Here is a 23,355-nt window from a genome sequence, read left to right as displayed (position 1 = left end):
GTCTTGCGACCGCTCAGATCCTGCCGCGCACGGGCGTGCGCTCGGCGGAGTCGCCGCCTTCGGGCATCGCCATCTCGGCCCGGACGCCGAGCAGTCGGATCTCTCTGTCGCGATCGAGCGTGGCGCCCAGCGCGAGTGCCGCCTCGATGACCGCTTCTCGTTCGGCCGTCGCATCAGGCAGCTTGCGCCCGAGGGTCTTGGTCTCGAACGGCGCGTATCTCACTTTCAGGTGCACGCGCACGACCGACCGCCCCTCGGCAGCACAGTCGTCGAAGGCCTGCCCCGCGAGATCGCGCAACGCCGCCTCGACCTCCGTGGCCGTCGTGAGATTTTGCTGGAAGGTCGTCTCGCGGCTGTGGCTGCGCGCCACCCACGGGGTGCTGTCGACCACCGCCGGCCCGAGGCCCGACCCCAGACCGTGGTACCAGACGCCCATGCGCGGACCGAACTCCGCGACGAGCTCCTCCTCGTCCGCGTCAGCGAGTTCCCGCACGGTGGTGATGCCGTGGGTGGCGAGCCGCTTCTGCACCTTCGGGCCGATTCCCCACAGGGCCCGAGTCGGCCTGGCTCCCATCACCTCGAACCAGTTCTCTCCCGTGAGGCGGAACACTCCGCGAGGCTTTCCGAACTCGGTGGCGATCTTGGCCCGCACCTTGTTGTCGCCGATGCCGACCGAGCAGTGCAGTCCCGTCGACCCGAGCACCGCGCTCTGAGCTTCGCGCGCCACCGGTTCAGGGTCGTCCGTGGTCACACCGAGGAAGCACTCGTCCCAGCCGATCACCTCGAGCACCACCCCCGGCAGTGCGCGCAACGTCGACATCACCTCGGCCGACGACGCTTCATACGCCTCGTGATCGACCGGCAGGAACACCGCGTTCTCGGGTGCCTTGCGTGCCGCGATCTTCAACGGCATCCCCGATCCGATGCCGAATTCGCGCGCCTCGTACGACGCCGTCGACACGACGGCCCGCTCGGTCGGGTCACCCCGTCCGCCGACGATCACAGGCAGTCCTGCGAGCTCAGGTCGGCGCAGCACCTCGACCGCAGCGATGAATTGATCCATGTCGACGTGCAGCACCCAGTCGGTCATGCACCGAGTGTGGCCTGTGACGCACGAGATGTCACCCCTCGGCCCTGATCAGCGCCTCACGGTACTCAGCGGATCGAGACTGCGATCGCGGTCGTGATCACAGCAAGAAGCGGCAGCGTGCCCTGCATCACCGCGGCCCGCGCCTTCGTGCGATCGGAGAGGATCAGCACCAATGCTGCTGCGAGCATCATGCCGGTGCCGGCGAAGACGAGGGTCAGTCCCACCGTCGTGAGGCCGATGATCACGAAGCCCACGCCGAGCAGCGCGGTGAGCGCGAGGAACAGGTTGTAGAAGCCCTGGTTGAAGGCGAGCGCCTTCGTCGTGAGGGCGTCGGCCTCGCTCGCGACGCCGAAGATCTTCCGCGTCTCGGGCTCGGTCCACTTCAACGACTCGAGCGCGAAGATGAAGACGTGGAAGGCGGCGGCAGCCGCGGCGAGGACGAGTCCGACGATGAGCATGACTCGATCGTATCGACTGTCCGTCGCTCTAGATCAGGAAGATCGGGAGCAGCCCCGGGTTGTGGGCGTGCACCAGCACGCCGAACACCACGGCGTCGAAGAGCAGATGCACCGTCACGACGTAGGCGAGCGAGTGGGTGCGCATGAAGATGAACCCCTGCAGAAGCGCGAAGGGGATCGTCAGGAGCGGCCCCCACTCGCGATAGCCCAGCTCCCAGAGAAACGAGACGAACACGATCATCTGCAGCACATTGGCGAGCGCGTCAGGGAAGTGCCTGCGCAGCAGCGCGAAGACCGTGCAGATGAAGAAGAGCTCGTCCCAGATGCCCACCGCGCCGACGCCGACGAACAGTCGGGCGATGAGGTCGGGCGAGTCGACGACCGGCCAATTCTGGTAGACGCCGCTCGTGATGAAGTAGAACGGCAGAATGAGCCAGCCGAGCACCAGCACCGCCACCAGCCAGCCCCACTGCAGACCGCCCCAGCGTCGGTGCGCCCGCCAGGGGAAGCTGATCGCCCTGTCGCGGAAGACGAAGCGGGAGACGAGGTAGGGCACGGCGACCGCGCCGCCGAGCGCGAGCGTGAACCGCAGCATCGCGAGGTTGTCGAGCTCCGCCGCCAGCGGGATGATGCTGACGATGAGCATGCCGAGAGCGATCAGCGAGAGATCCCGGGTGAGCGAGGGATGACGGTCCTCCCCCGTCTCACGGGCAGGTTCGCGTCGCTCCGCGAGCCAGGCACTCCCCACCCCGAGCGCCAGCAGGGCCCAGCCCGACCACGGGATCTGCGCCACGAAGAACGCCGGAGCCGCAGCGCAGACGAGCATCGCCGAGACGACCGCCGGCCAGGTCACCGGGGTGCGCTGCGCGGTGGTCACGCGCGCGACTTCCGCCGATACACGAGATCGCGGATGTCGCGGCCCTTCGCGATGCCCTTGCGCTCGAAGGCCGTCATGACGCGGCCGTCGAATCGCTCTGCCCAGTCACCGTCGAAGGCGCGCTCGAACAGCGGCTCGGCGTCGAGCACCTCACGCATCTGCAGTGCGTAGTCCTCCCAATCGGTCGCGAGTCGGAGCAGACCTCCGTCGCGGAGTGCACGGGCGGCCGAGTCGGCGAAACCGGGGCGGACGAGACGGCGCTTGGTGTGCTTCTTCTTGTGCCACGGGTCGGGGAAGAAGATCCAGACCTCGGCCGCGGCCGCCTCCGGCAGATACGACGACAGCACCTCCGGCGCGTTCGCCTCGACGACACGGACGTTGCGAGCGCCCTCGCGGTCGGCATCGAGCATCGTCCTGGCAAGGCCCGCTCGGAAGACCTCGACCGCGAGGAAGTCGTCGTCGGGACGCAATGCGGCGGCAGCGACGATCGCGTGCCCCTGGCCCGAGCCGATCTCGACGTACAGATCGGCGTCCCGGCCGTACTCGGCGGCCGGATCGAGACGCGCTTCGGGGTGCACAGAGGTCCAGGCGACATCGCGAGGCACGTCCAGCAGATAGTGCGGTCCGAGCTCGTCGAAAGCGCGCTCCTGAGCGTCGGACATCCGGCCGCTGCGGCGCACGAAAGAGACCGGTTCGTCGCGGAAGGTGCGGGGTTCGGGCATGCTTCCAGGGTAGTCGGCGGCAGTGAGCGCCACCGACCGGCGATCAGGAGGCCGGCGCCGTGACGAAGTCGATCAGCTCCTCCACCCGGCCGAGGAGCGCAGGCTCGAGGTCGCGGTAGGTGTGCACCCTCGACAGGATGCGCTGCCATGCGAGGCCCGTGTCCGCCTGCGTCTCGGAGGGCCAGCCGAACGCGCGGCAGATGCCTGTCTTCCAGTCGGTGCCTCGGGGTATCTCGGGCCACTTCGCGATTCCCAGCGCTCGCGGGGTGACGCACTGCCAGACGTCGACGAAGGGGTGGCCGACGATCTTCACATGCCTCCCGTGCGGACCTCGGGCGACGGCGTCGGCCAGGCGCGACTCCTTCGAACCCGGCACGAGGTGATCCACGAGGACCCCGTATCGGCGCGATGCGCTGGGAGGCTCTGCCGCCAGCACCTCGTCGAGCAGATCGACACCCTGCAGGAACTCGACCACCACGCCCTCGGCACGCAGATCCGCCCCCCACACCTTCTCGACGAGCTCGGCATCGTGCTTGCCCTCCACCAGGATGCGGCTGGGGAGCGCGACCCTGGCCCGTTGGTCCGCGGCGACGAACGATCCGGATGCCGTGCGTCGGAGCCCCTGCTCCTTCGCGGCGGGAACCGTGAGGCGCACGGGAGACCCGTCGATCATGAAACCCCCGCCGAGGGGGAAGAGGCGCTTGCGCCCCACCCTGTCCTCGAGCTCGACGTTGCCGCCCTGCACTCGCGTGACCGCTCCGCAGAATCCGTCCTGCGCGACCTCGACGACGAGATCGAGCTCGGCGGCGACCTGCGGCACCGGCTTGGCGACCCGCTCCTTCCAGCCGGCAGCGAGCACATCCGATCCGTACCTGTCGTCCATGCCATCCAGCGTATGTGTCTCCGCTGAGGGCGAACGGCCATCCCCTCGCGGAACCTGTCGCGTGTCGGACTCTGTGCATAGACTCGTTGCATGGGGCTCGGCTGCCGGTCGGAGGGAAGACGATGAAGACACGGTGGCTGGCGCTGGCCGCACTGACTGCGGCCGCTGCCGCAGGAACGTTCTCGATCTCGGCCGCATCGGCGACCGAACCGGTGACGCTCGACTCGGGATACGTGACCGACGACGCCGACGTCCTCAGCCCGAGCCAGGAAGATGCCGTCGAGGCGCGACTCCAGACCCTCAGTGAGAATTCGTCCTCCGACCTCTTCGTCGTCCTGGTCGACGACTTCACCGCACCGTCCGACAACGTCGCCTGGGCCGACACCGTCGCCGAGAACAACAACCTCGGCTCCGAGCAGTATCTGCTCGCGATCGCCGTGGACGGACGCAGCTACTACATCTCGGCAGCGCCCGACGGCCCGCTGAGCGACAGCAAGCTCGACGACGTGGAAGACAAGATCCAGAGCCTCGCCGCACAGGAGGACTGGGAGGGGATGATCGTCCTCGCCGCAGACGAGATCGAGGGCGACGGCGGCGCAGGCGCTGTGCGAGCCGCTCTGATCGCGGCCGCCGTCATCGCGCTCGGTCTGATCGTGTGGCTGATCATCGCTCTCGTGCGCCGCTCGCGCCGCGCCGCTGAGATCCGCCGACGCGGGGCCATGCCCGAGAAGCCGGATCCAAACGATCCGTTCTCGACCCTCACCGACGAGCAGGTGCAGACGCAGGCGGGTGCCGCACTCGTGCAGGCCGACGATGCGATCACCTCGAGCCGAGAAGAGCTCGGCTTCGCCGTGGCGCAGTTCGGCGATGCCGCGACCTCGGAGTTCAGCGGAGCTCTCGAGACCGCGAGGGCCAAGATGTCGGAGGCCTTCGATCTCAAGCAGAAGCTCGATGACGAGATCGAAGACACCGTCCACGATCGCCGCGCCTGGCATATCCGCATCATCCGGCTGTGCGACGAGATCGATGAGGTCCTCGATGAGAACACCGAGGCGTTCGACGCACTTCGCAGGCTCGAGCAGAACGCGCCGCAGGAGCTCGAGCGGGTCCGCGGCGAACGAGCAGCGCTCGCACCCGTTCTCGCGGGTGCCGCATCATCGCTGGCTCAGCTCTCTGCGGTCTACGACGCGACCGCGCTGAGCACAGTCGCGGACAACCCCGGCCAGGCCGACGAGCGAGCCGCCCTCGCCGATCGTTCTCTCGAGGCGGCGCAGCAGGCGATCGCCGCCGGCCGCACCGGCGAGGCCGCGTTCGCGATCCGTACGGCCGAGCAGTCGGTCGCCCAGGCGACGCAGCTGGTCGAGGCCATCACCGCGCTCGGAGCCGAGCTCTCCCGCATCGAGTCCCAGGCGCGGGCGCTGGTGGCCGAATTGCAGACCGACATCGCCGCCGCACAGCAGCTCCCCGATGCCGCAGGTGCGATCGGTGCGGTCGCCGCCGCCACGGCGCAGCAGCTGCAGAGCGCGCAGGCAGCCCTCGAAGGAACATCCCGCAGCCCGCAGCGGGTGCTCGAGGCACTCAGCGCGGCGAACGCTCAGATCGACGCCGCGATCGCGCAGGGCACCCAGGCGGCAGAACGTGCGCGGCGCACCCAGCAGCTGCTCGAGCAGACTCTGACGCAGGCCGGCTCCGAGATCCGCGCCGCGCGCGAATACATCGAGACTCGACGCGGCACAGTGGGCTCGACCGCCCGCACCCGTCTGTCGCAGGCCGACGCGACTCTGACGCAGGCCCTGAGCCTGAGGTCCTCGAATCCCGACGCGGCACTCACCGAAGCCGGACGTGCGCTCGATCTCGCCCGACAGGCCACCGCTTCCGCGCAGGCAGACGTCGAGGCCATGAACCCGGGCCGGTACGACAGCGGCTGGGGCGGAGGAGGCGGCAGCATCTTCGGCGGAGGGTCCACCTCCGGGGGCTCCGGCATCGGCGGTGACATCCTCGGCGGGATCATCGGCGGACTCCTCTCCGGCGGCGGAGGCGGAGGTTCCTCGCGCAGCAGCAGCTGGCGTTCCAGCGGCGGCGGCGGATTCCGCAGCTCCGGCTTCGGCGGCGGAGGCGGGAGCCGCTCCAGCGGCCGCAGCGGCCGCTCCGGAGGACGCCGCTTCTGACACCACGCGCCACGACTCCCAGACATCGATTCCGACCCTCTGAAAGGAACACAGCATGACCAAGCAGTCCATCTTCGGACGTATCTCGACCCTCGTCCGGGCGAACATCAACTCACTGCTCGACTCCGCGGAAGACCCGCAGAAGATGATCGACCAGCTCGTTCGCGATTACACCAACAGCATCGCCGATGCCGAGTCTGCGATCGCCGAGACCATCGGCAACCTTCGCCTGCTCGAGCGGGACCACGAAGAAGACGTCCAGTCGGCCACCGAGTGGGGCAACAAGGCTCTCGCCGCGAGCCGCAAGGCCGACGAGATGCGCTCGAGCGGCAACGCGGCAGACGCCGACAAGTTCGACAGCCTCGCCAAGATCGCGCTCCAGCGCCAGATCAGCGCCGAGCGCGAGGCCACCGGCGCCGAGCCGCAGATCGCCGCGCAGACCGAGATCGTCGACAAGCTCAAGTCCGGCCTCAACGGCATGAAGGACAAGCTCGGCGAGCTCAAGAACAAGCGCAGCGAGCTGCTCGCCCGCGCCAAGGTCGCCGAGGCGCAGACCAAGGTGCAGGATGCCGTCTCGTCGATCAACGTGCTCGATCCGACCAGCGAGCTGGGTCGCTTCGAAGACAAGGTCCGCCGTCAGGAGGCCCTTGCCCAGGGCAAGATCGAGCTTGCCGCGTCGAGCCTCGATGCTCAGTTCGAGAGCCTGGAAGACCTCGGTGAGCTCACCGAGGTCGAGGCTCGTCTCGCCGAGCTGAAGGCCGGCGGCTCCGCTCCCCGTGGAGCGATCGAAGGGTCCTGACACCTCGGGCGGATGCCCCGGAGCCGAGTGCTCCGGGGCATCCGCTCTTTCACAGCTGGAGGCACCATGGTGCGATTCCTCGTCGTCCCGCAGTGGCAAGGATCCCCTGCCGCCCGCGCGATGCTGCTGACCGACGGCGCGTCCGCGATCGCCGGCGATCTTCCCCGTGCAGCGACCACGGTGCTCGACGTGCCCGTCGAGGCTGGCGAGTCACTCGGAACAGGCGTTCGGCGGCTGAGCTCCCTGCTTCGCACGCGCGAGCAGGTCGCGGCGGTCGCGACCGAGGGGACTGTCGTGATCGGCGGCGACTGCAGCGTGACCGTCGCCGCTCTCGCCGCTCTTCCCGGCGGGACCGACGACGTCGCTGTCGTCTGGTTCGACGCTCACGGCGACCTGCACACCCCGCAGACCTCGCCATCCGGCGCCTTCTCGGGAATGGCACTGCGGGCCGTCCTCGGCGAAGGCGAGCCGCAGCTCGCCCTGTCACCGGGCGTACCCCGGGATCGGGTGGTCGCCGTGGGCATGCGCAATCTGGACGACGCCGAGGTCGAGGTCGTCGACGATCTCGTTCAGCTGTCCGTGCAGGACCTGGAGCGCATCGATGCTCTCGCCGATGCCGTCGCAGCCACCGGAGCCCGCCGAGTCTGGGTGCACATCGATGTCGATGTGCTCGACCCCGCGGAGTTCGCGGGAGTGTCTTCCGCGGTGCCCTTCGGACTCTCGCCCGCCGCAGTGAGCGCCGCGATCCGCGCTCTGCGGGAACGCGTTCCGCTGGCCGGCGCGACCATCGCCGGCTTCGCGCCCCGTTCGCCGGCGGACGCGGTCGACGACCTGGGTGCCCTGCTGCGGCTGATCGGGGCGGTCGCGTGAACGACGAGTGGCGTCAGACCGCCGAGCTCATCCTCGCCCGGGGCCGGCGATTCGATCGCCGCATCCCCTCATTCCTCCTCCGCTCCCCCCTCACCCGCCTGGGCTATTGGTGGGGTACGGCTGTGGGCTGGCTCTGGGGATCGCTCTGGAGCACCGGCCCTGTCGAGCGGCGCGCGGGACTCTGGATCTTCCGCGGCATGCCTCGGTGGACGTTCAACCGCGGCGGCGTGTGCGTCGGCGGATGCTTCCTCACGGGCGATACGCGACCCACCGACGCCGTCCTGCGGCACGAAGCCGTGCACAAGGCTCAGTGGCTCCGCTACGGTGCCCTCTTGCCCGTGCTGTACCTGTTCGCCGGACGTGACCCGCTGCGCAACCGCTTCGAGATCGAGGCCGGGCTGGAAGACGGCAACTACGTGCGGCGCCCCCGGACTCAGCGGTCGGTGGAGAGCAGCCCGAATCGCTCGGGAGCGTAGATCGTCGACGGCGAGATCCCGAGCGCACCCGTCAGGTGATCGACGATGTCTGCCGTGCCGAGATAGCCCCCGAGAAGCGTGATGTTCGTCTCGAGCTCAGCATCGCAGAGCATCTCGTCTGCCCAGGCGCATGTCGCTCGCGCCAGAGCCTGGCCCTGCGAGCAGGAGCGTCCGGAGCCGACGGCGCCCGACCGCTCGGAACGTGCGAGCCAGGTCACGGTCATTCGTGCGGGTGCATCGATCGCCGTGATGTCGGCGGCCTCGGGCACCTCGATGAACACTCGGCCTGAGGCGCACAGCGGCAGCGTGGCGAGGAACGTCTCGAGTTCGAGCAGTGAGTTCTCATCCGCCGTCACGAGGTGATGTGCACGGCGACGTGCGGCACGGCGCTCTGCGCGCGTGCTGCGGGTGTCGAGGGAGGTGCTCATGATGTGTCCATGATACACCAGGCGAAGGGTTGCCTAACCTTGGTCGCGCTCCGAATTCGGAGAGGGCTCGACGAGAGCCTCACGCAGCGCGATCAGCTCGGCATCCGTCATGCCGTTGGCCCGCAGGTAGTCGGCTGCTGAGCCCCAGCGGGCGTCGACGCTCTCGAGAAGTGCGCGCATCACCGGTGCGGGCGACTCCGTCGCGAGCGCGACGGCGTGCACAGCCTCGGGGTGCCGCGAACGGAGATACGCGACGATGTTGCGTGATCGCTCAGGCGGCAGCTGCGACTCGGTGAGTGCGTAATCCGCGATGACCGCCTCACGGTCGGCCTCGACCGCGGCGAGCGCGAGCGCGACAGTGACCCCTGTGCGATCCTTCCCCACAGTGCAGTGCACGAGAGTCGGGTCTCCCTTGGCGATGATGCGGATGGCTTCGACGAGCCGGTCGCCACTCTCTTCGAGCAGGTGCAGATAGAGGTCCCCCAGACTCGTGTCGTTCTCGAAGAACGACCGCACCGAACCGAGGAACAGCGGCAGATGCGTCGTGTCCGGTCCGGGGATCTCCGTGGGCTCCGCAGCGACCTCCTCGCCATCTCGCAGATCGACGATGTGCGAGACGACCCTGCGTACCGTCTCTGCGCCAGAGGTGCTCACTCCCGAGAGCTGCCCGGAGCGGAGAAGCACTCCCGAGCGGATACGGCCTCCCCGTGCCGGCATTCCGCCGACGTCACGAACGTTCGTGACGCCCTCGACATCGAGAACGGTCACGCCTGCTCCTTCCGCTCGCGCGGGGGAACGGGGTACCGGCCGGCGACGACGATGCGGTTGAAGGCGTTGATCGACACACACGCCCAGCTCAGCGCCGCATACTCCTTCTCGGTGAAGACGCTGCCGACGCGGTCGTACACGTCGTCGGCGATGCCCCCTTCCGCGATGAAGGTGAATGCCTCGGCGAGTTCGAGCGCGGCGCGCTCCCGCTCGCTGAACACGCCGCTCTCCCGCCATGTGGCGATCTGCATGAGTGTGTCGGTGTCGAGCCCGGCGGCGAGCGCCCGATCGGCATGCAGGCGGGTGCAGAAGCTGCATCCGTTGAGCTGCGAGCAGTGGATCATGACGATCTCTTTGAGCCGGTCGTCGATGCCGTTGTCTGCACAGATCGTGCCGACCGTTCGCGCGAAGGCATCGAGTGCCTGATAGGCCGCAGGCTCGGTCTTGGAGAGGTGCACTCGCGTCTCGCTCATGGGTCCCATGATATTCCGTCATGCACGCCGCGAGCTGAACACGTTCCTCGCTAGCGAAATGCGTTTCAACCGGCACGACGCGCATATGGTGAACAAAACGTGAGGCAGATTGGGCTTCAGGCTTAGCATTATGGTCTTGCATTTCTCGCGAACCGTCATGCCAGGGAGAATATCCAGGTGGCGATCGACAACTCCGAGTTCAGCTATCTCCCCGCGCAGGCCGAAGTGCTCGGAGTCGAGCCTCCGTCGGTCGAGCGGGTGACCCACAGCCTGCCCGACGGCCGGCGTCTCAGCGCGCTGCGCTACGGCGCGGGATCGCCGCACATCACGCTGCTTCACGGAGCCGGACTCAATGCCCACACCTGGGACACGACCGTGCTCGCCCTCGGCATGCCGGTGATCGCGATCGACCTCGCCGGACACGGAGACTCCTCATGGCGCGATGATGCGGACTACTCGCCCCGCAACCTCGCCCTCGATGTGGCAGACGCGCTCGACGCGTGGACCGACGCACCCCAGCTCGTGGTCGGCCAATCCCTCGGGGGCCTGACCGCCGCCGCGCTCGCGGCACACCGGCCTGATCTCGTCGCGGAACTGCTCGTGATCGACATCACCCCCGGCATCGACACCTCCGCAGGTCCGGCTGCCCTGCGCGAGTTTTACGCAGGACCGACCGATTTCGAGACGCGGGACGAGCTTGTCGAGCGTGCGATGTCACTCGGCTTCGGCGGAACACGGCCCGAGACGGAGCGCGGAGTGTTTCTGAACACCCGCGTGCGCTCCGATGGCCGGATCGAATGGAAGCACCATTTCGCTCACCTCGCTGCTCAGACTCTCGCCGCGCATGCCCCCGGCGGAGCCGACGCGCCTTCGCCCGTGAGCGCGACAGGCTGGGACGATCTTGCGCTGACCTCGGTCCCGGTGACTCTGGTGCGCGCCGAGCGAGGGTTCGTGAGCGCCGCGGACGCGCAGGAGTTCGCGAGGCGGCTCCCGCACGCCGAGGTCGTCATCGTCGACGCGACGCACAATGTGCAGGAGACCGCCCCTGTGCAGCTCGCCGCGCTGATCTCGAGGGCGGCATCCGCACTGTGACGATTCATTCCGAATCCGCGCCCTCCTCCCCCGTTCTTCCCTAGGCTCGTTCCACCGGCACACAGCAATCGCCGCCCCGAGAGGAAACACTTCATGTTCCGACGCACGCGACGTCTCGCGCTGATCTCCGTGATCGCGGCGAGCGCCGTCATCCTCAGCGCCTGCACGGGCACCGCCGAGCCCGAGTCCACCACCCCGGTCGGTGATCCCGACCCGGACGCCACGCTGCAGGTCGGTCTCGTCCTCGAACCCACCAACCTCGACATCCGCCGCACGAGCGGCGCTGCTCTCGAGCAGATCCTGATCGACAACATCTACGAGGGGTTGGTCAGCCGTGACGAGGAGAACGAGATCGTTCCTCGCCTCGCGAGCGACTACGAGGTGTCGTCCGACGGCCTCACCTACACGTTCACGCTGAACGAGGGCATCACCTTCCACAACGGCACGCCGCTCACGTCCGCCGACGTCGTCTCGTCATACGAGGCCGTGCGCACGGACGCGACGCTGCAGGGCAATGCGGAGTTCGCCTCGGTCACGCAGATCACGGCCCCCGACCCGGCCACGGTGCAGATCGTGCTGAGCGCCCCGAACCAGAACTTCCTGTTCTCTCTGACGGGGCCCGCGGGACTCGTGTTCCAGACCGGTGACACCACCGACCTCAAGACGGCGGAGAACGGCACGGGGCCCTTCACTCTGAGCCGGTGGAGCAAGGGCAACGCGATCACCTTCGCACGCAACGACACCTACTGGGGCGAGCCGGCCGGAGTGGCCGAGATCGAGTTCCAGTACATCCCCGACTTCTCGGCCGGAGTGAACGCGGCGCTGGACGGCGGCGTTCAGGTGCTCACCGCCGTGGACCCCAACCTGGCCCCCCAGCTCGAGGACTCCTTCACACTGACCACGGGCCGAACGACCGACAAGGCGACCCTGGCCTTCAACAACGCCAAGGCGCCGCTCGACGATGTGCGCGTGCGTGAGGCCCTCCGCCTAGCGATCGATCACGAGGCACTCATCGAGGCCGTCGGCTCGGGAACGGCACTGTACGGACCGATCCCCGAGCTCGACCCGGGATACGAGGATCTCTCCGACGTGATCTCGTACGATCCCGAGAAGGCCAAGGAACTGCTCGCCGAGGCCGGCCAGGAGGACCTCGAGCTGACGCTCACGATCCCCACGTTCTACGGCACGACCGTGCCCAAGGTGCTCATCTCGGACTTCCAGAAGGTGGGCGTGACGCTCAAGGTCGACTCCGTCGAGTTCCCCGCGTGGCTGGAGGACGTGTACACCAATCACGATTACGACCTGAGCTTCGTGCTGCACGTCGAGCCTCGCGACTTCGGCAACTTCGCCGACCCCGAGTACTACTTCGGCTACGACAACGCCGAGGTCCAGGCTCTGTACACGCAGGCTCTCGCCGAAGTCGACCCCGACGCCTCGGCAGACCTGCTGGCCGAGGCCGCGCGGATCGTCTCCGAGGACCATGCTGCCGACTGGCTGTACAACGGCGCGACGATCACGGCGGTGAGCCCCCTGGTCTCGGGCTTCCCCGAGGATTCGATCAACTCGCGCCTCGATCTGGCCGGCGTCACGGTCGCCGCAGAGAAGTGACGGCGATCCGTCACTCGTGATCCGCTACGTACTCGTCCGAGGGGCCCTGCTCATCGCGGGGCTCCTCGTGTCGAGCGTTCTGATCTTCCTGACGTTGCGCGTCTTCCCCGGAGACGTCGCACAGCTCATCGCCGGCACTCAGGCGTCGCCCGCCGAGGTGCAGGCGCTGCGCGAGTCCCTCGGGCTCGACCGCCCGCTGTCCGCGCAATACGTCGAGTGGATCGGCGGACTCTTCCGCGGCGACCTCGGCACCTCGCTGCTCTCGGGCGCCTCTGTCGGCGACGAGCTTCTCGAGAAGGCCCAGGTGACCGTGCCGCTGGGCATCATGTCACTCGTGATCGCCGTGCTCATCGCCGTGCCTTTCGGCATCCTCGCCGCTCTCCGCCGCGGACGCCGCGGCGGTACGGCGCTCACCGTCGGCGCACAGACTCTGGCAGCGGTTCCGGTGGTGTGGGCGGGCATGATGCTGATCGTGGTGTTCTCGGTCTGGCTCGGCTGGCTGCCCCCTCAGGGTTTTCCCCGCACCGGATGGAGTACGCCGGGCAAGGCGATCGAGGCCCTGCTGCTGCCGGCTCTCACGATCGGGATCGTCGAGGGTGCGATGCTGATGCGTTTCGTCCGGAGCGCCACCCTCCAGGCCGCGAGCCAGGACTTCGTGCGCACGGCTGCCGCGAAAGGACTCACCAGGAATCGAGCGTTGATCTCGCACGGGATCCCCGCCGTCGGCCTGTCGATCATCACGGTGCTCGGTCTGCAGGTCGCGGGGATCATCGTCGGCGCAGTCGTGATCGAGCAGCTCTTCACGCTTCCCGGCATCGGCCGGATGCTGGTGGCCGACGTGGGAACCCGCGACCTCGTGAAGGTGCAGAGCGAGTTGCTCGTGCTCACGGGTTTCGTGCTGGTCGTCGGATTCCTCGTCGATCTGCTCCACCGCGCGATCGATCCTCGACAGAGGGAGGCCTGATGCCCCGCTGGCTCGTACGGCTCTGGCAGACGCCCACCGGACGATTCGGGATGCTCGTGGTTGCGATCGTCGCCGCGGTCGCGCTCGTCTCAATGTTCTGGACACCGTTCGACCCCCAGTACTCCGATGTCCGCGCCCGGTGGTCGACGCCCGGCTGGCCGCATCTGCTCGGCACCGACGACACCGGTCGCGACATCCTGAGCGTGCTCATGGCGGGCGCGCGGACGACGGTCTTCGTCAGCATCGGAGCGGGCGTCATCGCCACGCTCGTGGGCGTCGCTCTGGCCGCCCTCGGCGCTCTCACCGCGCGATGGCTGCGCGAGACGGTCGCCGTGCTCGTCGACATCCTCATCGCGTTCCCCGTGCTGCTGATCGCCATGATGATCTCCTCGGTGTGGGGTGGTTCGCTGTGGGTCGTGATCTGGTCGGTGGGCATCGGTTTCGGCGTCAACATCGCTCGCGTCACCCGGCCCGAGCTGCGCCGAGTGCAGCAGAGCGACTTCATCGTGGCTGCCCGTGCGGCGGGGGTCACGAGCGTGCAGAGCCTGACACGCCATCTGCTCCCGAACGTCGCACCCGTGTTCATCGTGCAGCTGTCGTGGTCGATGGCGGTCGCAGTGCTCGCCGAAGCGGGCCTGTCGTACCTCGGTTTCGGCGCCTCGGTCGTGGAGCCCAGCTGGGGCCTGCTGCTGTCCGATCTGCAGCGGTACATCGGCGTGCACCCGCTCTCGGTGATTTGGCCGGGACTTGCGATCACCATCACGGTGCTCGCCCTCAATCTGCTCGGCGACGGACTCCGCGAGGCCACCGACCCGACCCTGCGGCATCGCTCAGCCGAAACCCACATCCCGGCGGTGGTCTCATGACGCGCTCATCCTCGTCTGCAGAACGCCGTCCGGCGGGCGTGTCCGATGCACGGACGGCACAGTCAGACGGTCTCGAGGTCCGGGATCTCGTCGTGGAGATCGACGGGCGACGAGTCGTCGATCGCGTCTCGTTCGACGTGCCCGACGGCAGCCGAATCGGCCTCATCGGCGAGTCGGGTTCGGGCAAATCGCTCACGGCGCTGGCGATCCTCGGGCTCCTGCCCGAGGGGGCGCAGGCCTCGGGCAGCATCCGCTGGGAGGGCACGGAACTCATCGGTCTCCCCGATCGTGAGCTCGCGAGGCTCCGCGGCGACGAGATCGGAATCGTGTTCCAGGAGCCCCGTACCGCACTGAATCCGATCCGTACGGTGGGCAGGCAGATCGCAGAGTCCGTCCGGATCCATGAGGGCATCGGTCGACGCGAAGCGCGCGAACGGGCCATCGAAGAGGCCGCGCGCGTGCGCCTCCCCGACCCTGCAGGCATCGTCGACCGGTATCCGCATCAGCTCTCGGGAGGACAGCGTCAACGGGTGGCGATCGCTATGGCCCTGGCCTGCCGCCCCCGCCTCCTCATCGCCGATGAGCCCACCACGGCCCTCGATGTCACGATCCAGGCGGAGATCCTGGCTCTGCTGCTGCGGCTGGTCGAGGAAGAGGGCATGTCACTCGCGTTCATCACCCACGACCTCGCCGTGCTCGCACAGGTCGCCACACAGGGCGTCGTGCTCGAGCACGGACGCGTCGTCGAGAACGCGTCGGTGAGCACTCTCCTGACCGCTCCGTCGTCGCCCGTGACACAGGGGCTTCTGCGCGACGCCACGGCGACGGTGTGGCGTCCTCACGGAGATGCACGATGAGCCTGATCGAGGCGCGCGGACTGCGCCGCGACTTCGCCCTGCCGAGGAGCTCGGTCTTCGGCAGGGCGCGCGTGCAGACAGCGCTCGCGCCGACCGATCTCGACATCACCGAGGGCTCGGCGCTGGGCATCATCGGAGAGTCGGGGTCAGGCAAGTCGACGCTCGTGCGCCTGCTGCTGGGTCTCGACCGGCCGACAGCCGGAAGCGTCATGGTCGGCGGCCGGGCGGTGAATGCGGCCGCTCCGGCGACGTCGCTGCACTGGCTGCGCCGTCAGACGGGTCTCGTCTTCCAGGATCCGTATGCATCGCTCGACCCCCGGATGACGGCCGGACAGATCATCCGAGAGCCTCTCCGGGCGCTGCGCATCGAGGGCGATCATGCAGCGCGCATCCGGGAAGTGCTCACGGATGTCGGTCTCGAGCCCGACATGGCCGACCGGTATCCGCACGAGTTCTCGGGCGGGCAGCGCCAGCGCATCGCGCTCGCGCGGGCGATCGCGCATCGCCCCCGCATCCTGGTCGGCGATGAGCCGCTCTCCGCGCTCGACGTGACCGTGCGGGCGCAGATCCTTGAACTCCTCATCGAGCTCAGACGCACGACCGATCTGACTCTCGTGCTGGTGTCGCACGACATCGGGGTCGTGCAGAACCTCTGCGACACGGTCGTGGTGATGAAGGACGGAAGCATCGTCGAGCGCGGCACGATGACCGACGTGCTGCTGCATCCCACGCACGACTACACCCGGAAGCTGCTCGCGGCGATCCCCGTCATCCCCGCCGCCGAGGGGTGAGTAACGGGGCGGCAGGGCCTCAGCGCGCCGCGGCCGAGCCGAAGAGACGACGCCTGCGCACCGGATGCAGGGCGCGCCGCATGTAGACGGTGCCGAGGTCGCGACCGAACTTGTGTCCCACTCGACCCATGCGACCTGCTTCGACGAACCCGAGCTTCGTGTGCAGACGAATGGAGGCCTCGGCTTTGGTGTCGCTGATGACCGCCACCATCTCGCGGATGCCGAGCTTCTCGCACGCGTCGATCAACGCCTGCAGCAACGCGGCTCCGAGACCTTTGCCGCCGGCGCCCGGGCCGAGGTAGATCGAGTCTTCGACCGTGAACCGGTACGCATTCTTGCCCGCCCAGGGCTGCGCGAGCGCGTAGCCGATCACCGCACCCGCGGGCGAGACGGCGACGAGGAACGGCAGCTCGAGTCTGTTCAGCAGCGCGAGCTTGTCGCGCCAGTACGGAATGCTGCTGCGTCTTTCGTCGAGAGTGACGACGGAGTTGCTGACGAAATGGTTGTAGATCTCGCGCACGTGCGGGAGGTCTGCCGACCGCGCCGCGCGGATCGAATAGGAGAACACCTCGAGGGCCGGCTGCGGGCGCAGGTGGCGCGGCAGCACGCGGCGGCGGTCACCGGGCTCGAACTGCATGCGATCAGCTTAAAGGCAGCTCACCGTCGACGCGCCAGTCGACGGGCGTCGCACCGAGCTGATCCAGCAGATCGTTCGCGCGGGAGAACGGCCGAGAGCCGAAGAAGCCACGGCTCGCAGAGAGCGGAGACGGGTGTGCCGAGACGATCACCGGAGTGGAACCGAGCATCGGCTGCAGCTTCGCGGCGTCGTTGCCCCACAGCACAGCGACGAGCGGCTGCTCTCGGGCGGCGAGCGCACGGATGGCGAGCTCGGTGACCTTCTCCCACCCCCATCCCCGGTGTGACGCGGCCTGCCCGGGGCGCACGGTCAGCACCCGGTTCAGCAGGAGCACGCCCTGATCGCTCCACGCGGTGAGGTCGCCGTGCGGGGCGGGCGGGATGCCGAGGTCGCTCTCCCGTTCCCGGTAGATGTTGACGAGACTGCGCGGCAGCGGTCGCACGTCGCGGTCGACTGCGAACGACAGCCCGATCGGATGCCCCGGTGTCGGATACGGGTCCTGTCCCGTGATCAGCACCCGCACATCGGCGAGCGGCCGGCTGAACGCTCGGAGCACGTGCTCTCCCGCGGGCAGGTAGCCGTGCCCGGCGGCCTGTTCGGCTCGCAGCCGCTCGCCCAGCTCGGTGATCACGTCCTGCGCAGGAGCCAGCGCCTCGGCCCAGCCCCGATCCATCGTCCCCTCGTCCGCGAGCTGCGCGAGAGTGCGTGCGGTCATGCGTCAGTCGATCGGACGCACGCGCAGCGGACCGCGGGCGAGCAGGTGGTTCGCCGACTGGGCGACCGGACGCATCGTGATCAGATCGAGGTTCACGTGGCTCGGCGCGTCCAAGGCATAGGCGATCACGTCGGCGACGTCAGCGGCGACCAACGGCTCTTCCACGCCCGAGTACACCGCTTCGGCCGCGACCTTGTCGCCCCTCAATCTGTTCAGCGTGAACTCCTCGGTGTGCACCAGCCCAGGCGCGACCTCCGAGACCCGGATCGGCTCGCCGTTGAGCTCGAGACGCAGCGCGTGAACGAGCATCGACTCCGCGGCTTTCGCGGCGTTGTACCCGCCACCACCGGCATACGCGACCTGTGCCGCGGTCGATGTGACGAACAGCGTGTCGGCATGCCCGTCGGACGAAGCCGCCAGACGCAGCAGCGGCAGCAGACCCGCCGCGAGACGCTGGCTGGAGAGAACGTTCGCGTCGTACATCCACTTCCAGTCATCGATCGACGCGTCTTCCACTCGATCGGTGCCGCGCGCACCGCCGGCGACCTGTACCAGCGCGTTCACGGGCCCGGAGGCGCGCAACTCGTCGACGAGCGCTGCCACTGCCTCGGCATCCGTGAGGTCGCATGCGATGGTCGACGCCCCCGTCTCGGCCGACAGCGCAGCGAGCCTGTCGGCGCGCCTCGCCACCCCGACCACGTCCCATCCTCGGGCTCGCAGCGCACGAACCGTCGCCTCCCCGATCCCGGAGCTCGCACCTGTCACCACTGCACGCCTGTTAGCCATGCCTCCACCGTACGATGTTCCGCCCGTCATCGCGCATCCGGCACCGCCGGGTCGCGTTCTGCAGCCGATGCTGCCGCCCGGTCGGCGCGTCGTTCGCCGAGAAGGACGATGGCGACACCGACGCCGCAGAGCACGAACCCGGCGCCGGTGACCACCGTGACCGCCTCGCCGAGCAGAACGCCGCCAGCGAGAGAGGTGGCGGGCGCGATCAGGAACAGCAGTGCCTGCAACGCCGTGATGCCCACGCGCCGCAGGAGCCACCAGTACAGGCCGTATGCCGCGACGGTGGGGAACACGGCTGTCAGCAGCACGGCGAGCCAGAAGGTCGCCGAGGCGGGCGGGACCAGCGTTCCCGTGACGATCGTGATCACGAGGAGTATCACGGCAGTGACCGTCACATGGATCGTCAGCGTCGCCATCACGCTGCCTGCGACCTCTGATCGGCGCTGCAGGAGCGTGCCGACGATGAGACACCCCATCGCCGCTGCCGGCAGCAGATAGGCCAGAGGACTCGCCGCCGACGAGCCGAGCTGAGACTGCACGACGAGAAGCACCCCGATCGCCCCGATGCCCAGCCCGATCCATTGGGAGCCTCGGACGCGCAGCCCCAGCACGGGTCCGACGAGTGCGGCCATGACGAGGGGCTGCACGGCGTCGATGAGGGCGACGGTTCCGGTCGCGATGCCGGCGGCCACCGCTCCGTAGACGGCGATGCAGTATCCGAACTGCGCGAACAGCCCCACGGTGGCCTGCGCGCGCAGATCACGCACGCTGATCCCCTCGAGCCGCCCCGAGGCCAGAGTCACTGCGAGCAGCACGACAGACAGGGGCATGAATCGCCACACCAGAAGGGTCAGCGGCGAGACCTCGACGGTGGCGAAGGCCGGAATGATGAAGCCCGAGCTCCAGGTCGCGATGAACAGGGCGCAGGCGACGACGGTCACCGAGCGCGAAAGTATACCGATCTGTTTACTCATCCTCCGACTATACAGATTGGTATAGTCGGAACATGACCTCGCCCGTTCCCGAGCTCGCTCCCCTGACCCCCGGGGGTCGACGCGTGCTGGACGCCGCATCTCGGCTCTTCTACGAGCACGGCCTCCACGCGGTCGGCGTCGACACGATCGCCGAAGCCGCCGGCGTCACGAAGAAGACTCTGTACGACCGCTTCGGGTCGAAGGAGGCCCTCGTGGTCGCGTACCTGCAGCACCGGGATGCACGCTGGCGCGAGCACGTGGCGGCAGAGCTCGCGCGAGTACCCGCGCCGGGACCCGACCGGATACTCGCGATCTTCGATGCCGCGATCTCGTGGTCGGGCGAGAACAGCCCCAAAGGGTGCAGTGCGATCAATGCCCGGGCCGAGATCGGCGAGGGGAACGATGAGCATCCGGTGTTCCCTGAGGTCTCGAGACAGAAGACCTGGCTGCTCGACGTGTTCCGCGAGCTCTGCTCGGAGGCGGGCCTGCGCGACCCGGAAGCGACGGCGAAGGCGATGATGCTGCTCTACGAAGGCGCCATCGTCACCGTGGGGATGGCGACGTTCGCCGAGCCGTTCTCGGTCGCTCGCACCTGGGCCGCCACCCTGCTCGCACAGGCGTGAGGGCAGGGTTCTCGCTGCCGAGAAACCCTCGGGTTCGTTACGTCACATTTCCCTCCGACTGTTGACAGGGACGGATGTTCCGTACTCTCGCTGCAACGGCATCAGCCGTATCGACCTTCCAACAGTTCCAGGGGGAACACATGTCCGCACCCGAGACCTGGCGTTTCGAGACCAAGCAGATCCACTCCGGCGCTGCTCCCGACCCCGTGACCAAGGCCCGCGCCACGCCGATCTACCAGACCACGTCGTACGTGTTCGACAGCGCCGACCACGCGGCCAACCTGTTCGCACTGGCCGAGTTCGGAAACATCTACACCCGCATCCAGAACCCGACCCAGGACGTCCTGGAGCAGCGCCTCGCGGCGCTCGAGGGGGGCACCGGCGCCCTCGTCCTCTCCAGCGGCCAGGCGGCGTCGACCTTCGCGGTCCTGAACATCGCCCAGGCGGGCGACCACATCGTGTCGTCCAGCTCCATCTACGGCGGCACGTACAACCTGTTCAAGTACACGCTCGCGAAGCTCGGCATCGAGGTCACCTTCGTCGAGAACCAGGACGACCCCGAAGAGTGGCGCCGCGCGCTGCGCCCCAACACGAAGCTGTTCTTCGCCGAAACCATCGGCAACCCGCAGATCAACATCCTCGACATCCGCACCGTCGCAGACGTGGCCCACGAGGGCGGCGTGCCGCTGATCGTCGACAACACCATCGCGACGCCGTACCTGATCCGCCCGTTCGAGCACGGCGCCGACATCGTCGTGCACTCCGTCACCAAGTTCCTCGGGGGTCACGGCACGACCATCGGCGGAGTGATCATCGACGGCGGCTCATTCGAGTGGTCGAAGAACGTGGAGCGGTTCCCCGGTCTCACCGAGCCCGATCCCTCGTACCACGGCGCCAGCTACACGGCGGCGGTGGGAGACCCGCTCGCCTACATCATCAAGGCACGTGTGCAGCTGCTCCGCGACCTCGGTTCGGCGATCGCCCCGCAGAGCGCCTGGAACCTCATCCAGGGCATCGAGACGCTGTCTCTCCGCATCGAGCGTCACGTGCAGAACGCCCAGGAGATCGCCGAATGGCTGGACGGTCGTGACGACGTCGCGTCTGTCAACTACTCGGGCCTGCCTTCCTCGCCCTGGTACGCCAAGGCGAACGAGTACGCGCCCAAGGGTGTCGGCGCCGTGCTCTCGTTCGAGCTCAAGGGCGGCGTCGAAGCCGGTCGCGAGTTCGTCAACAGCCTGTCGCTGTTCAGCCACCTCGCCAACATCGGCGACGTGCGCTCTCTCGTGATCCACCCGGCATCGACCACCCACGCTCAGCTCACCCCCGAGCAGCAGCTCACCGCCGGCGTCACGCCCGGCCTCGTGCGCCTGTCGGTCGGCATCGAGAACGTCGACGACCTGAAGGCAGACCTCGACGAGGCGCTCGGTGCCGCGCGTCGCGTGTCGGAGGCCGCCCGCGCCTGATTCACCCTCGTGACGACAGAGGTGCCCCGGACTCCGGTCCGGGGCGCTTCTGCGTTCACGCGGCGCACACAGGCGTAACCTTCGTCCGAGCCGCGACCGACCAGGCGAGAATGGAACCATGGACTGGCAGACGACTTCCGAGGACACGGTGCCTTCAGCGCCCGTGACGGAGGCCGACGTGCGTCTTCTCCGTGCACGCCCACCCGCGACGGGCGCCTGGCGGGATGGGGATCCCGCAGGCGACAGGCGTTTCGCGTCGTTCGGCGCCTTCCGCACCGAGAGCGGAGCAGAACTCCCCGGCATCCGCCTCGCCTTCGAGACCTGGGGCGAACTGAACGATGCACGCGACAACGCGATCCTCGTGCTGCATGCGCTCACCGGCGACAGTCATGTGCGGGGCAGCGCGGGCGCCGGACACCCGACCGCCGGCTGGTGGGAGGACGTCGCAGGTCCCGGTGCCCCCCTCGACACCGACCGCTGGTTCGTGATCGCGCCGAACATGCTCGGCGGATGCCAGGGATCCACAGGGCCCGCCAGCATCGCCCCGTCGGGATACGAGTGGGGGTCTCGTTTTCCGTACCTGACGATCCGCGATCAGGTCGCGGCGCAGGTACGCCTGGCCGATGCTCTCGGCATCGATTCCTGGGCCGCAGTCATCGGCGGATCGATGGGCGGGATGCATGCGCTCGAGTGGGCCGTCATGCACCCGCAGCGAGTACAGCGACTGGCCGTGCTCTCGTCACCGCCGATCACCACCGCCGATCAGATCGCGCTCAACACCGTGCAGCTCGAGACGATCCGCATGGATCCTCGTTTCCAGGGAGGCGAGTACTACGACCTCGCCGACGGCGACGGGCCCCATCGTGGCCTCGCGCTCGCCCGCCGCATGGCTCTGTTGAATTACCGCAGCCCGATCGAGCTCAACCAGCGCTTCCAGCGCTCGTGGCAGTCGGGTGTGTCACCTCTCGGCCACGGAGGACGCTTCGCCGTCGAGTCGTATCTCGACTTCCACGGCAACAAATTCACCCGCCGGTTCGATGCGAACAGCTACGTCACGCTCGTCGAGGCGATGAACTCCCACGACGTGGGGCGCGACAGGGGCGGCGTCGAGGAGGCGCTGCGCTCGGTCACGGCGACCACGCTCGTGCTCGGCATCGACAGCGACCGGTTGTTCCCCATCGACGGCCAGCATCGCATCGCTCGCGGCATACCCCGCACCCTTGACGGCAACGAGGCGGTCGTGCTCGCGAGCGACTTCGGCCACGACGGCTTCCTCATCGAGACCGAGGCGGTGGGAGGCCACCTGCGCAGGCTGCTCGCCGCCTAGGTGCCACGCTCTCGCTCGCTGATCCGCCAGGGCAGCACGCCCGCCTCGAGCCGCAGAGAGTCCCAGACGAAGGCGGTGCCCGCATCCGTGCGCTCGATGCGGGTCGAGTACGTCTCCGGGGTGCCGACAGCCTCGAGGGCGTCGCTCACCGTCTCGTGGCGACTCAGGCGGTGGAGCGTGACCCAGGTCGGTGGGAAGAGCGTCCACTCCCCTGTGCCATGACGCTGCAGCGCCGCAGCGGGCGTGACCCATGCGGCCTCCTCTACCTCGTCCGGGGCGAGAACCAACGGCGCATCGGCGGGGGCCTCGGCGAGAAAGAACCACGTACGGATCCGCACCGGCGCGTCCGGCGGCGGCTGCCAGAGGGACAGCGATCTGATCGGCCCGACGACCGAAAGCCCGACCTCTTCGAAGGTCTCGCGCACGCCTGCACGCCGAGCATCCTCCACCTCCGCTGCCCCCGGCACGCGGTCTTCGCTCTCGACCTTGCCGCCCGGAAACACCCAGGCACCGGGGAACGAGCCGCGAGTCGGTCGCCGGATCAACAGCACCTCGACGCCTCTCCCGCCTCGGCGCAGCAGCACGACGGTACCGGCTATCGGCAACTCGTCGGGGGCGCTCATCTCGTCACTCTACG

The 23,355-nt window shown here is 68.3% G+C and carries 26 protein-coding genes; 13 read left to right on the top strand and 13 right to left on the bottom strand.

What is annotated here, in order from left to right; all coding sequences use genetic code 11:
• Positions 1-13: 13 nt before the first annotated feature.
• From AC3WS6_RS08740 to AC3WS6_RS08720, 5 genes are all read right to left on the bottom strand, one after another.
• Entirely contained in the window at positions 14-1,090 is a 1,077-nt protein-coding gene (locus AC3WS6_RS08740; protein WP_492500645.1) for a DNA polymerase IV, read from the bottom strand.
• Between the two features lie 65 nt (positions 1,091-1,155).
• Positions 1,156-1,548: a DUF1304 domain-containing protein gene (locus tag AC3WS6_RS08735; RefSeq protein ID WP_492500644.1), complete on the bottom strand. Its 393-nt coding sequence runs from the start codon at positions 1,546-1,548 to the stop codon at positions 1,156-1,158.
• Positions 1,549-1,576: 28 nt separating this feature from the next.
• A complete protein-coding gene (locus AC3WS6_RS08730) occupies positions 1,577-2,374 on the bottom strand; it encodes a CPBP family intramembrane glutamic endopeptidase (protein ID WP_492501475.1) in 798 nt (265 codons plus the stop codon).
• Between the two features lie 47 nt (positions 2,375-2,421).
• On the bottom strand, positions 2,422-3,147 hold the full coding sequence (trmB, locus tag AC3WS6_RS08725) for a tRNA (guanosine(46)-N7)-methyltransferase TrmB (protein ID WP_492500643.1): 726 nt from the start codon (positions 3,145-3,147) through the stop codon (positions 2,422-2,424).
• A 43-nt stretch (positions 3,148-3,190) separates the two neighbouring features.
• Complete coding sequence (locus AC3WS6_RS08720) at positions 3,191-4,030, bottom strand: DUF3097 domain-containing protein (protein ID WP_492500642.1); 840 nt, start codon at positions 4,028-4,030, stop codon at positions 3,191-3,193.
• Between the two features lie 122 nt (positions 4,031-4,152).
• On the opposite strand from AC3WS6_RS08720, the gene AC3WS6_RS08715 reads away from it, so the two are divergent.
• The 4 genes from AC3WS6_RS08715 (at position 4,153) to AC3WS6_RS08700 (ending at position 8,343) form a co-directional block, all read left to right on the top strand.
• Positions 4,153-6,198, top strand: coding sequence for a TPM domain-containing protein (locus AC3WS6_RS08715; protein ID WP_492500641.1), 2,046 nt, complete (start codon positions 4,153-4,155; stop codon positions 6,196-6,198).
• Positions 6,199-6,253: 55 nt separating this feature from the next.
• Entirely contained in the window at positions 6,254-6,997 is a 744-nt protein-coding gene (locus tag AC3WS6_RS08710) for a PspA/IM30 family protein (RefSeq protein ID WP_201469425.1), read from the top strand.
• 66 nt (positions 6,998-7,063) lie between these two features.
• Positions 7,064-7,867: an arginase family protein gene (locus AC3WS6_RS08705; protein WP_492500640.1), complete on the top strand. Its 804-nt coding sequence runs from the start codon at positions 7,064-7,066 to the stop codon at positions 7,865-7,867.
• Positions 7,864-8,343: a Fe-S oxidoreductase gene (locus AC3WS6_RS08700; RefSeq protein WP_492500639.1), complete on the top strand. Its 480-nt coding sequence runs from the start codon at positions 7,864-7,866 to the stop codon at positions 8,341-8,343. Before AC3WS6_RS08705 ends, AC3WS6_RS08700 begins: the two co-directional genes overlap by 4 nt.
• Here the strand turns inward: AC3WS6_RS08700 and AC3WS6_RS08695 are convergent.
• The 3 genes from AC3WS6_RS08695 to AC3WS6_RS08685 are packed head-to-tail and all read right to left on the bottom strand — an operon-like array spanning position 8,301 to position 10,012.
• Positions 8,301-8,771 carry an SIP domain-containing protein gene (locus tag AC3WS6_RS08695; protein WP_492500638.1) on the bottom strand — a complete coding sequence of 157 codons (471 nt, stop codon included), beginning with the start codon at positions 8,769-8,771 and terminating at the stop codon, positions 8,301-8,303. The genes AC3WS6_RS08700 and AC3WS6_RS08695 overlap by 43 nt on opposite strands.
• Before the next feature lie 33 nt (positions 8,772-8,804).
• Positions 8,805-9,539, bottom strand: a complete 735-nt coding sequence (locus AC3WS6_RS08690; protein WP_492500637.1) for a tyrosine-protein phosphatase — start codon at positions 9,537-9,539, stop codon at positions 8,805-8,807.
• Positions 9,536-10,012 (bottom strand): carboxymuconolactone decarboxylase family protein, encoded by a 477-nt coding sequence (locus tag AC3WS6_RS08685; protein WP_492500636.1) that lies wholly within the window; start codon positions 10,010-10,012, stop codon positions 9,536-9,538. Before AC3WS6_RS08685 ends, AC3WS6_RS08690 begins: the two co-directional genes overlap by 4 nt.
• Positions 10,013-10,183: 171 nt before the next feature.
• On the opposite strand from AC3WS6_RS08685, the gene AC3WS6_RS08680 reads away from it, so the two are divergent.
• The 6 genes from AC3WS6_RS08680 to AC3WS6_RS08655 all read left to right on the top strand — a co-directional run bounded on the left by AC3WS6_RS08680 (position 10,184) and on the right by AC3WS6_RS08655 (position 16,190).
• On the top strand, positions 10,184-11,104 hold the full coding sequence (locus AC3WS6_RS08680; RefSeq protein ID WP_492501474.1) for an alpha/beta fold hydrolase: 921 nt from the start codon (positions 10,184-10,186) through the stop codon (positions 11,102-11,104).
• Between the two features lie 93 nt (positions 11,105-11,197).
• The gene (locus tag AC3WS6_RS08675) at positions 11,198-12,712 is read left to right on the top strand and encodes an ABC transporter substrate-binding protein (RefSeq protein WP_492500635.1); all 1,515 of its coding nucleotides are present in this window, start codon (positions 11,198-11,200) and stop codon (positions 12,710-12,712) included.
• A gap of 16 nt (positions 12,713-12,728) precedes the next feature.
• Positions 12,729-13,676 (top strand): ABC transporter permease, encoded by a 948-nt coding sequence (locus tag AC3WS6_RS08670; protein ID WP_492500634.1) that lies wholly within the window; start codon positions 12,729-12,731, stop codon positions 13,674-13,676.
• On the top strand, positions 13,676-14,542 hold the full coding sequence (locus tag AC3WS6_RS08665) for an ABC transporter permease (protein ID WP_492500633.1): 867 nt from the start codon (positions 13,676-13,678) through the stop codon (positions 14,540-14,542). The genes AC3WS6_RS08670 and AC3WS6_RS08665 overlap by 1 nt, the downstream gene beginning before the upstream one ends.
• On the top strand, positions 14,539-15,399 hold the full coding sequence (locus AC3WS6_RS08660) for an ATP-binding cassette domain-containing protein (protein WP_492500632.1): 861 nt from the start codon (positions 14,539-14,541) through the stop codon (positions 15,397-15,399). Before AC3WS6_RS08665 ends, AC3WS6_RS08660 begins: the two co-directional genes overlap by 4 nt.
• Entirely contained in the window at positions 15,396-16,190 is a 795-nt protein-coding gene (locus tag AC3WS6_RS08655; RefSeq protein WP_492500631.1) for an ABC transporter ATP-binding protein, read from the top strand. The genes AC3WS6_RS08660 and AC3WS6_RS08655 overlap by 4 nt, the downstream gene beginning before the upstream one ends.
• A gap of 19 nt (positions 16,191-16,209) precedes the next feature.
• Here the strand turns inward: AC3WS6_RS08655 and AC3WS6_RS08650 are convergent, their stop codons facing one another.
• From AC3WS6_RS08650 to AC3WS6_RS08635, 4 genes are read right to left on the bottom strand one after another with little or no spacing between them, the layout of a single operon-like run.
• Positions 16,210-16,827 carry a GNAT family N-acetyltransferase gene (locus AC3WS6_RS08650; protein WP_492500630.1) on the bottom strand — a complete coding sequence of 206 codons (618 nt, stop codon included), beginning with the start codon at positions 16,825-16,827 and terminating at the stop codon, positions 16,210-16,212.
• 4 nt (positions 16,828-16,831) lie between these two features.
• Positions 16,832-17,542 (bottom strand): uracil-DNA glycosylase, encoded by a 711-nt coding sequence (locus tag AC3WS6_RS08645; RefSeq protein ID WP_492500629.1) that lies wholly within the window; start codon positions 17,540-17,542, stop codon positions 16,832-16,834.
• Positions 17,543-17,545: 3 nt separating this feature from the next.
• A complete protein-coding gene (locus AC3WS6_RS08640) occupies positions 17,546-18,328 on the bottom strand; it encodes an SDR family oxidoreductase (protein WP_492500628.1) in 783 nt (260 codons plus the stop codon).
• A 26-nt stretch (positions 18,329-18,354) separates the two neighbouring features.
• The gene (locus AC3WS6_RS08635; RefSeq protein WP_492500627.1) at positions 18,355-19,305 is read right to left on the bottom strand and encodes a DMT family transporter; all 951 of its coding nucleotides are present in this window, start codon (positions 19,303-19,305) and stop codon (positions 18,355-18,357) included.
• A gap of 32 nt (positions 19,306-19,337) precedes the next feature.
• Between AC3WS6_RS08635 and AC3WS6_RS08630 the strand changes: the two genes are divergently transcribed.
• The 3 genes from AC3WS6_RS08630 to metX all read left to right on the top strand — a co-directional run bounded on the left by AC3WS6_RS08630 (position 19,338) and on the right by metX (position 22,718).
• Positions 19,338-19,928 (top strand): TetR/AcrR family transcriptional regulator, encoded by a 591-nt coding sequence (locus AC3WS6_RS08630; protein WP_492500626.1) that lies wholly within the window; start codon positions 19,338-19,340, stop codon positions 19,926-19,928.
• Positions 19,929-20,068: 140 nt separating this feature from the next.
• Positions 20,069-21,391 (top strand): bifunctional o-acetylhomoserine/o-acetylserine sulfhydrylase, encoded by a 1,323-nt coding sequence (locus AC3WS6_RS08625; RefSeq protein WP_492500625.1) that lies wholly within the window; start codon positions 20,069-20,071, stop codon positions 21,389-21,391.
• 118 nt (positions 21,392-21,509) lie between these two features.
• The gene (gene metX / locus AC3WS6_RS08620) at positions 21,510-22,718 is read left to right on the top strand and encodes a homoserine O-acetyltransferase MetX (RefSeq protein ID WP_492500624.1); all 1,209 of its coding nucleotides are present in this window, start codon (positions 21,510-21,512) and stop codon (positions 22,716-22,718) included.
• Here metX and AC3WS6_RS08615 read toward each other — a convergent pair.
• Positions 22,715-23,341, bottom strand: coding sequence for an NUDIX hydrolase (locus tag AC3WS6_RS08615; protein WP_492500623.1), 627 nt, complete (start codon positions 23,339-23,341; stop codon positions 22,715-22,717). The two genes, metX and AC3WS6_RS08615, sit on opposite strands and share 4 nt — an antisense overlap.
• Positions 23,342-23,355: the final 14 nt, after the last annotated feature.

It is taken from the genome of Microbacterium sp. EB106-03-03-XG65, assembly GCF_058791955.1.
The sequence above is the reverse complement of the archived record's forward strand: the minus strand, read 5'-3'. Positions and strand labels throughout refer to the sequence as shown.

What these genes read in the sequence shown, in the direction of transcription:
- AC3WS6_RS08655 (WP_492500631.1), top strand. Translation starts at nt 15,396, where the DNA reads ATGAGCCTGATCGAGGCGCGCGGACTGCGCCGCGACTTCGCCCTGCCG.
- AC3WS6_RS08720 (WP_492500642.1), bottom strand. Translation starts at nt 4,030, where the DNA reads ATGGACGACAGGTACGGATCGGATGTGCTCGCTGCCGGCTGGAAGGAG.
- AC3WS6_RS08730 (WP_492501475.1), bottom strand. Translation starts at nt 2,374, where the DNA reads ATGCTCGTCTGCGCTGCGGCTCCGGCGTTCTTCGTGGCGCAGATCCCG.
- AC3WS6_RS08715 (WP_492500641.1), top strand. Translation starts at nt 4,153, where the DNA reads ATGAAGACACGGTGGCTGGCGCTGGCCGCACTGACTGCGGCCGCTGCC.
- trmB (WP_492500643.1), bottom strand. Translation starts at nt 3,147, where the DNA reads ATGCCCGAACCCCGCACCTTCCGCGACGAACCGGTCTCTTTCGTGCGC.
- AC3WS6_RS08615 (WP_492500623.1), bottom strand. Translation starts at nt 23,341, where the DNA reads ATGAGCGCCCCCGACGAGTTGCCGATAGCCGGTACCGTCGTGCTGCTG.
- AC3WS6_RS08665 (WP_492500633.1), top strand. Translation starts at nt 13,676, where the DNA reads ATGCCCCGCTGGCTCGTACGGCTCTGGCAGACGCCCACCGGACGATTC.
- AC3WS6_RS08650 (WP_492500630.1), bottom strand. Translation starts at nt 16,827, where the DNA reads ATGCAGTTCGAGCCCGGTGACCGCCGCCGCGTGCTGCCGCGCCACCTG.
- AC3WS6_RS08685 (WP_492500636.1), bottom strand. Translation starts at nt 10,012, where the DNA reads ATGAGCGAGACGCGAGTGCACCTCTCCAAGACCGAGCCTGCGGCCTAT.
- AC3WS6_RS08660 (WP_492500632.1), top strand. Translation starts at nt 14,539, where the DNA reads ATGACGCGCTCATCCTCGTCTGCAGAACGCCGTCCGGCGGGCGTGTCC.
- AC3WS6_RS08705 (WP_492500640.1), top strand. Translation starts at nt 7,064, where the DNA reads ATGGTGCGATTCCTCGTCGTCCCGCAGTGGCAAGGATCCCCTGCCGCC.
- AC3WS6_RS08695 (WP_492500638.1), bottom strand. Translation starts at nt 8,771, where the DNA reads ATGAGCACCTCCCTCGACACCCGCAGCACGCGCGCAGAGCGCCGTGCC.
- AC3WS6_RS08740 (WP_492500645.1), bottom strand. Translation starts at nt 1,090, where the DNA reads ATGACCGACTGGGTGCTGCACGTCGACATGGATCAATTCATCGCTGCG.
- AC3WS6_RS08675 (WP_492500635.1), top strand. Translation starts at nt 11,198, where the DNA reads ATGTTCCGACGCACGCGACGTCTCGCGCTGATCTCCGTGATCGCGGCG.
- AC3WS6_RS08735 (WP_492500644.1), bottom strand. Translation starts at nt 1,548, where the DNA reads ATGCTCATCGTCGGACTCGTCCTCGCCGCGGCTGCCGCCGCCTTCCAC.
- AC3WS6_RS08640 (WP_492500628.1), bottom strand. Translation starts at nt 18,328, where the DNA reads ATGGCTAACAGGCGTGCAGTGGTGACAGGTGCGAGCTCCGGGATCGGG.
- AC3WS6_RS08630 (WP_492500626.1), top strand. Translation starts at nt 19,338, where the DNA reads ATGACCTCGCCCGTTCCCGAGCTCGCTCCCCTGACCCCCGGGGGTCGA.
- AC3WS6_RS08625 (WP_492500625.1), top strand. Translation starts at nt 20,069, where the DNA reads ATGTCCGCACCCGAGACCTGGCGTTTCGAGACCAAGCAGATCCACTCC.
- metX (WP_492500624.1), top strand. Translation starts at nt 21,510, where the DNA reads ATGGACTGGCAGACGACTTCCGAGGACACGGTGCCTTCAGCGCCCGTG.
- AC3WS6_RS08635 (WP_492500627.1), bottom strand. Translation starts at nt 19,305, where the DNA reads ATGAGTAAACAGATCGGTATACTTTCGCGCTCGGTGACCGTCGTCGCC.
- AC3WS6_RS08645 (WP_492500629.1), bottom strand. Translation starts at nt 17,542, where the DNA reads ATGACCGCACGCACTCTCGCGCAGCTCGCGGACGAGGGGACGATGGAT.
- AC3WS6_RS08710 (WP_201469425.1), top strand. Translation starts at nt 6,254, where the DNA reads ATGACCAAGCAGTCCATCTTCGGACGTATCTCGACCCTCGTCCGGGCG.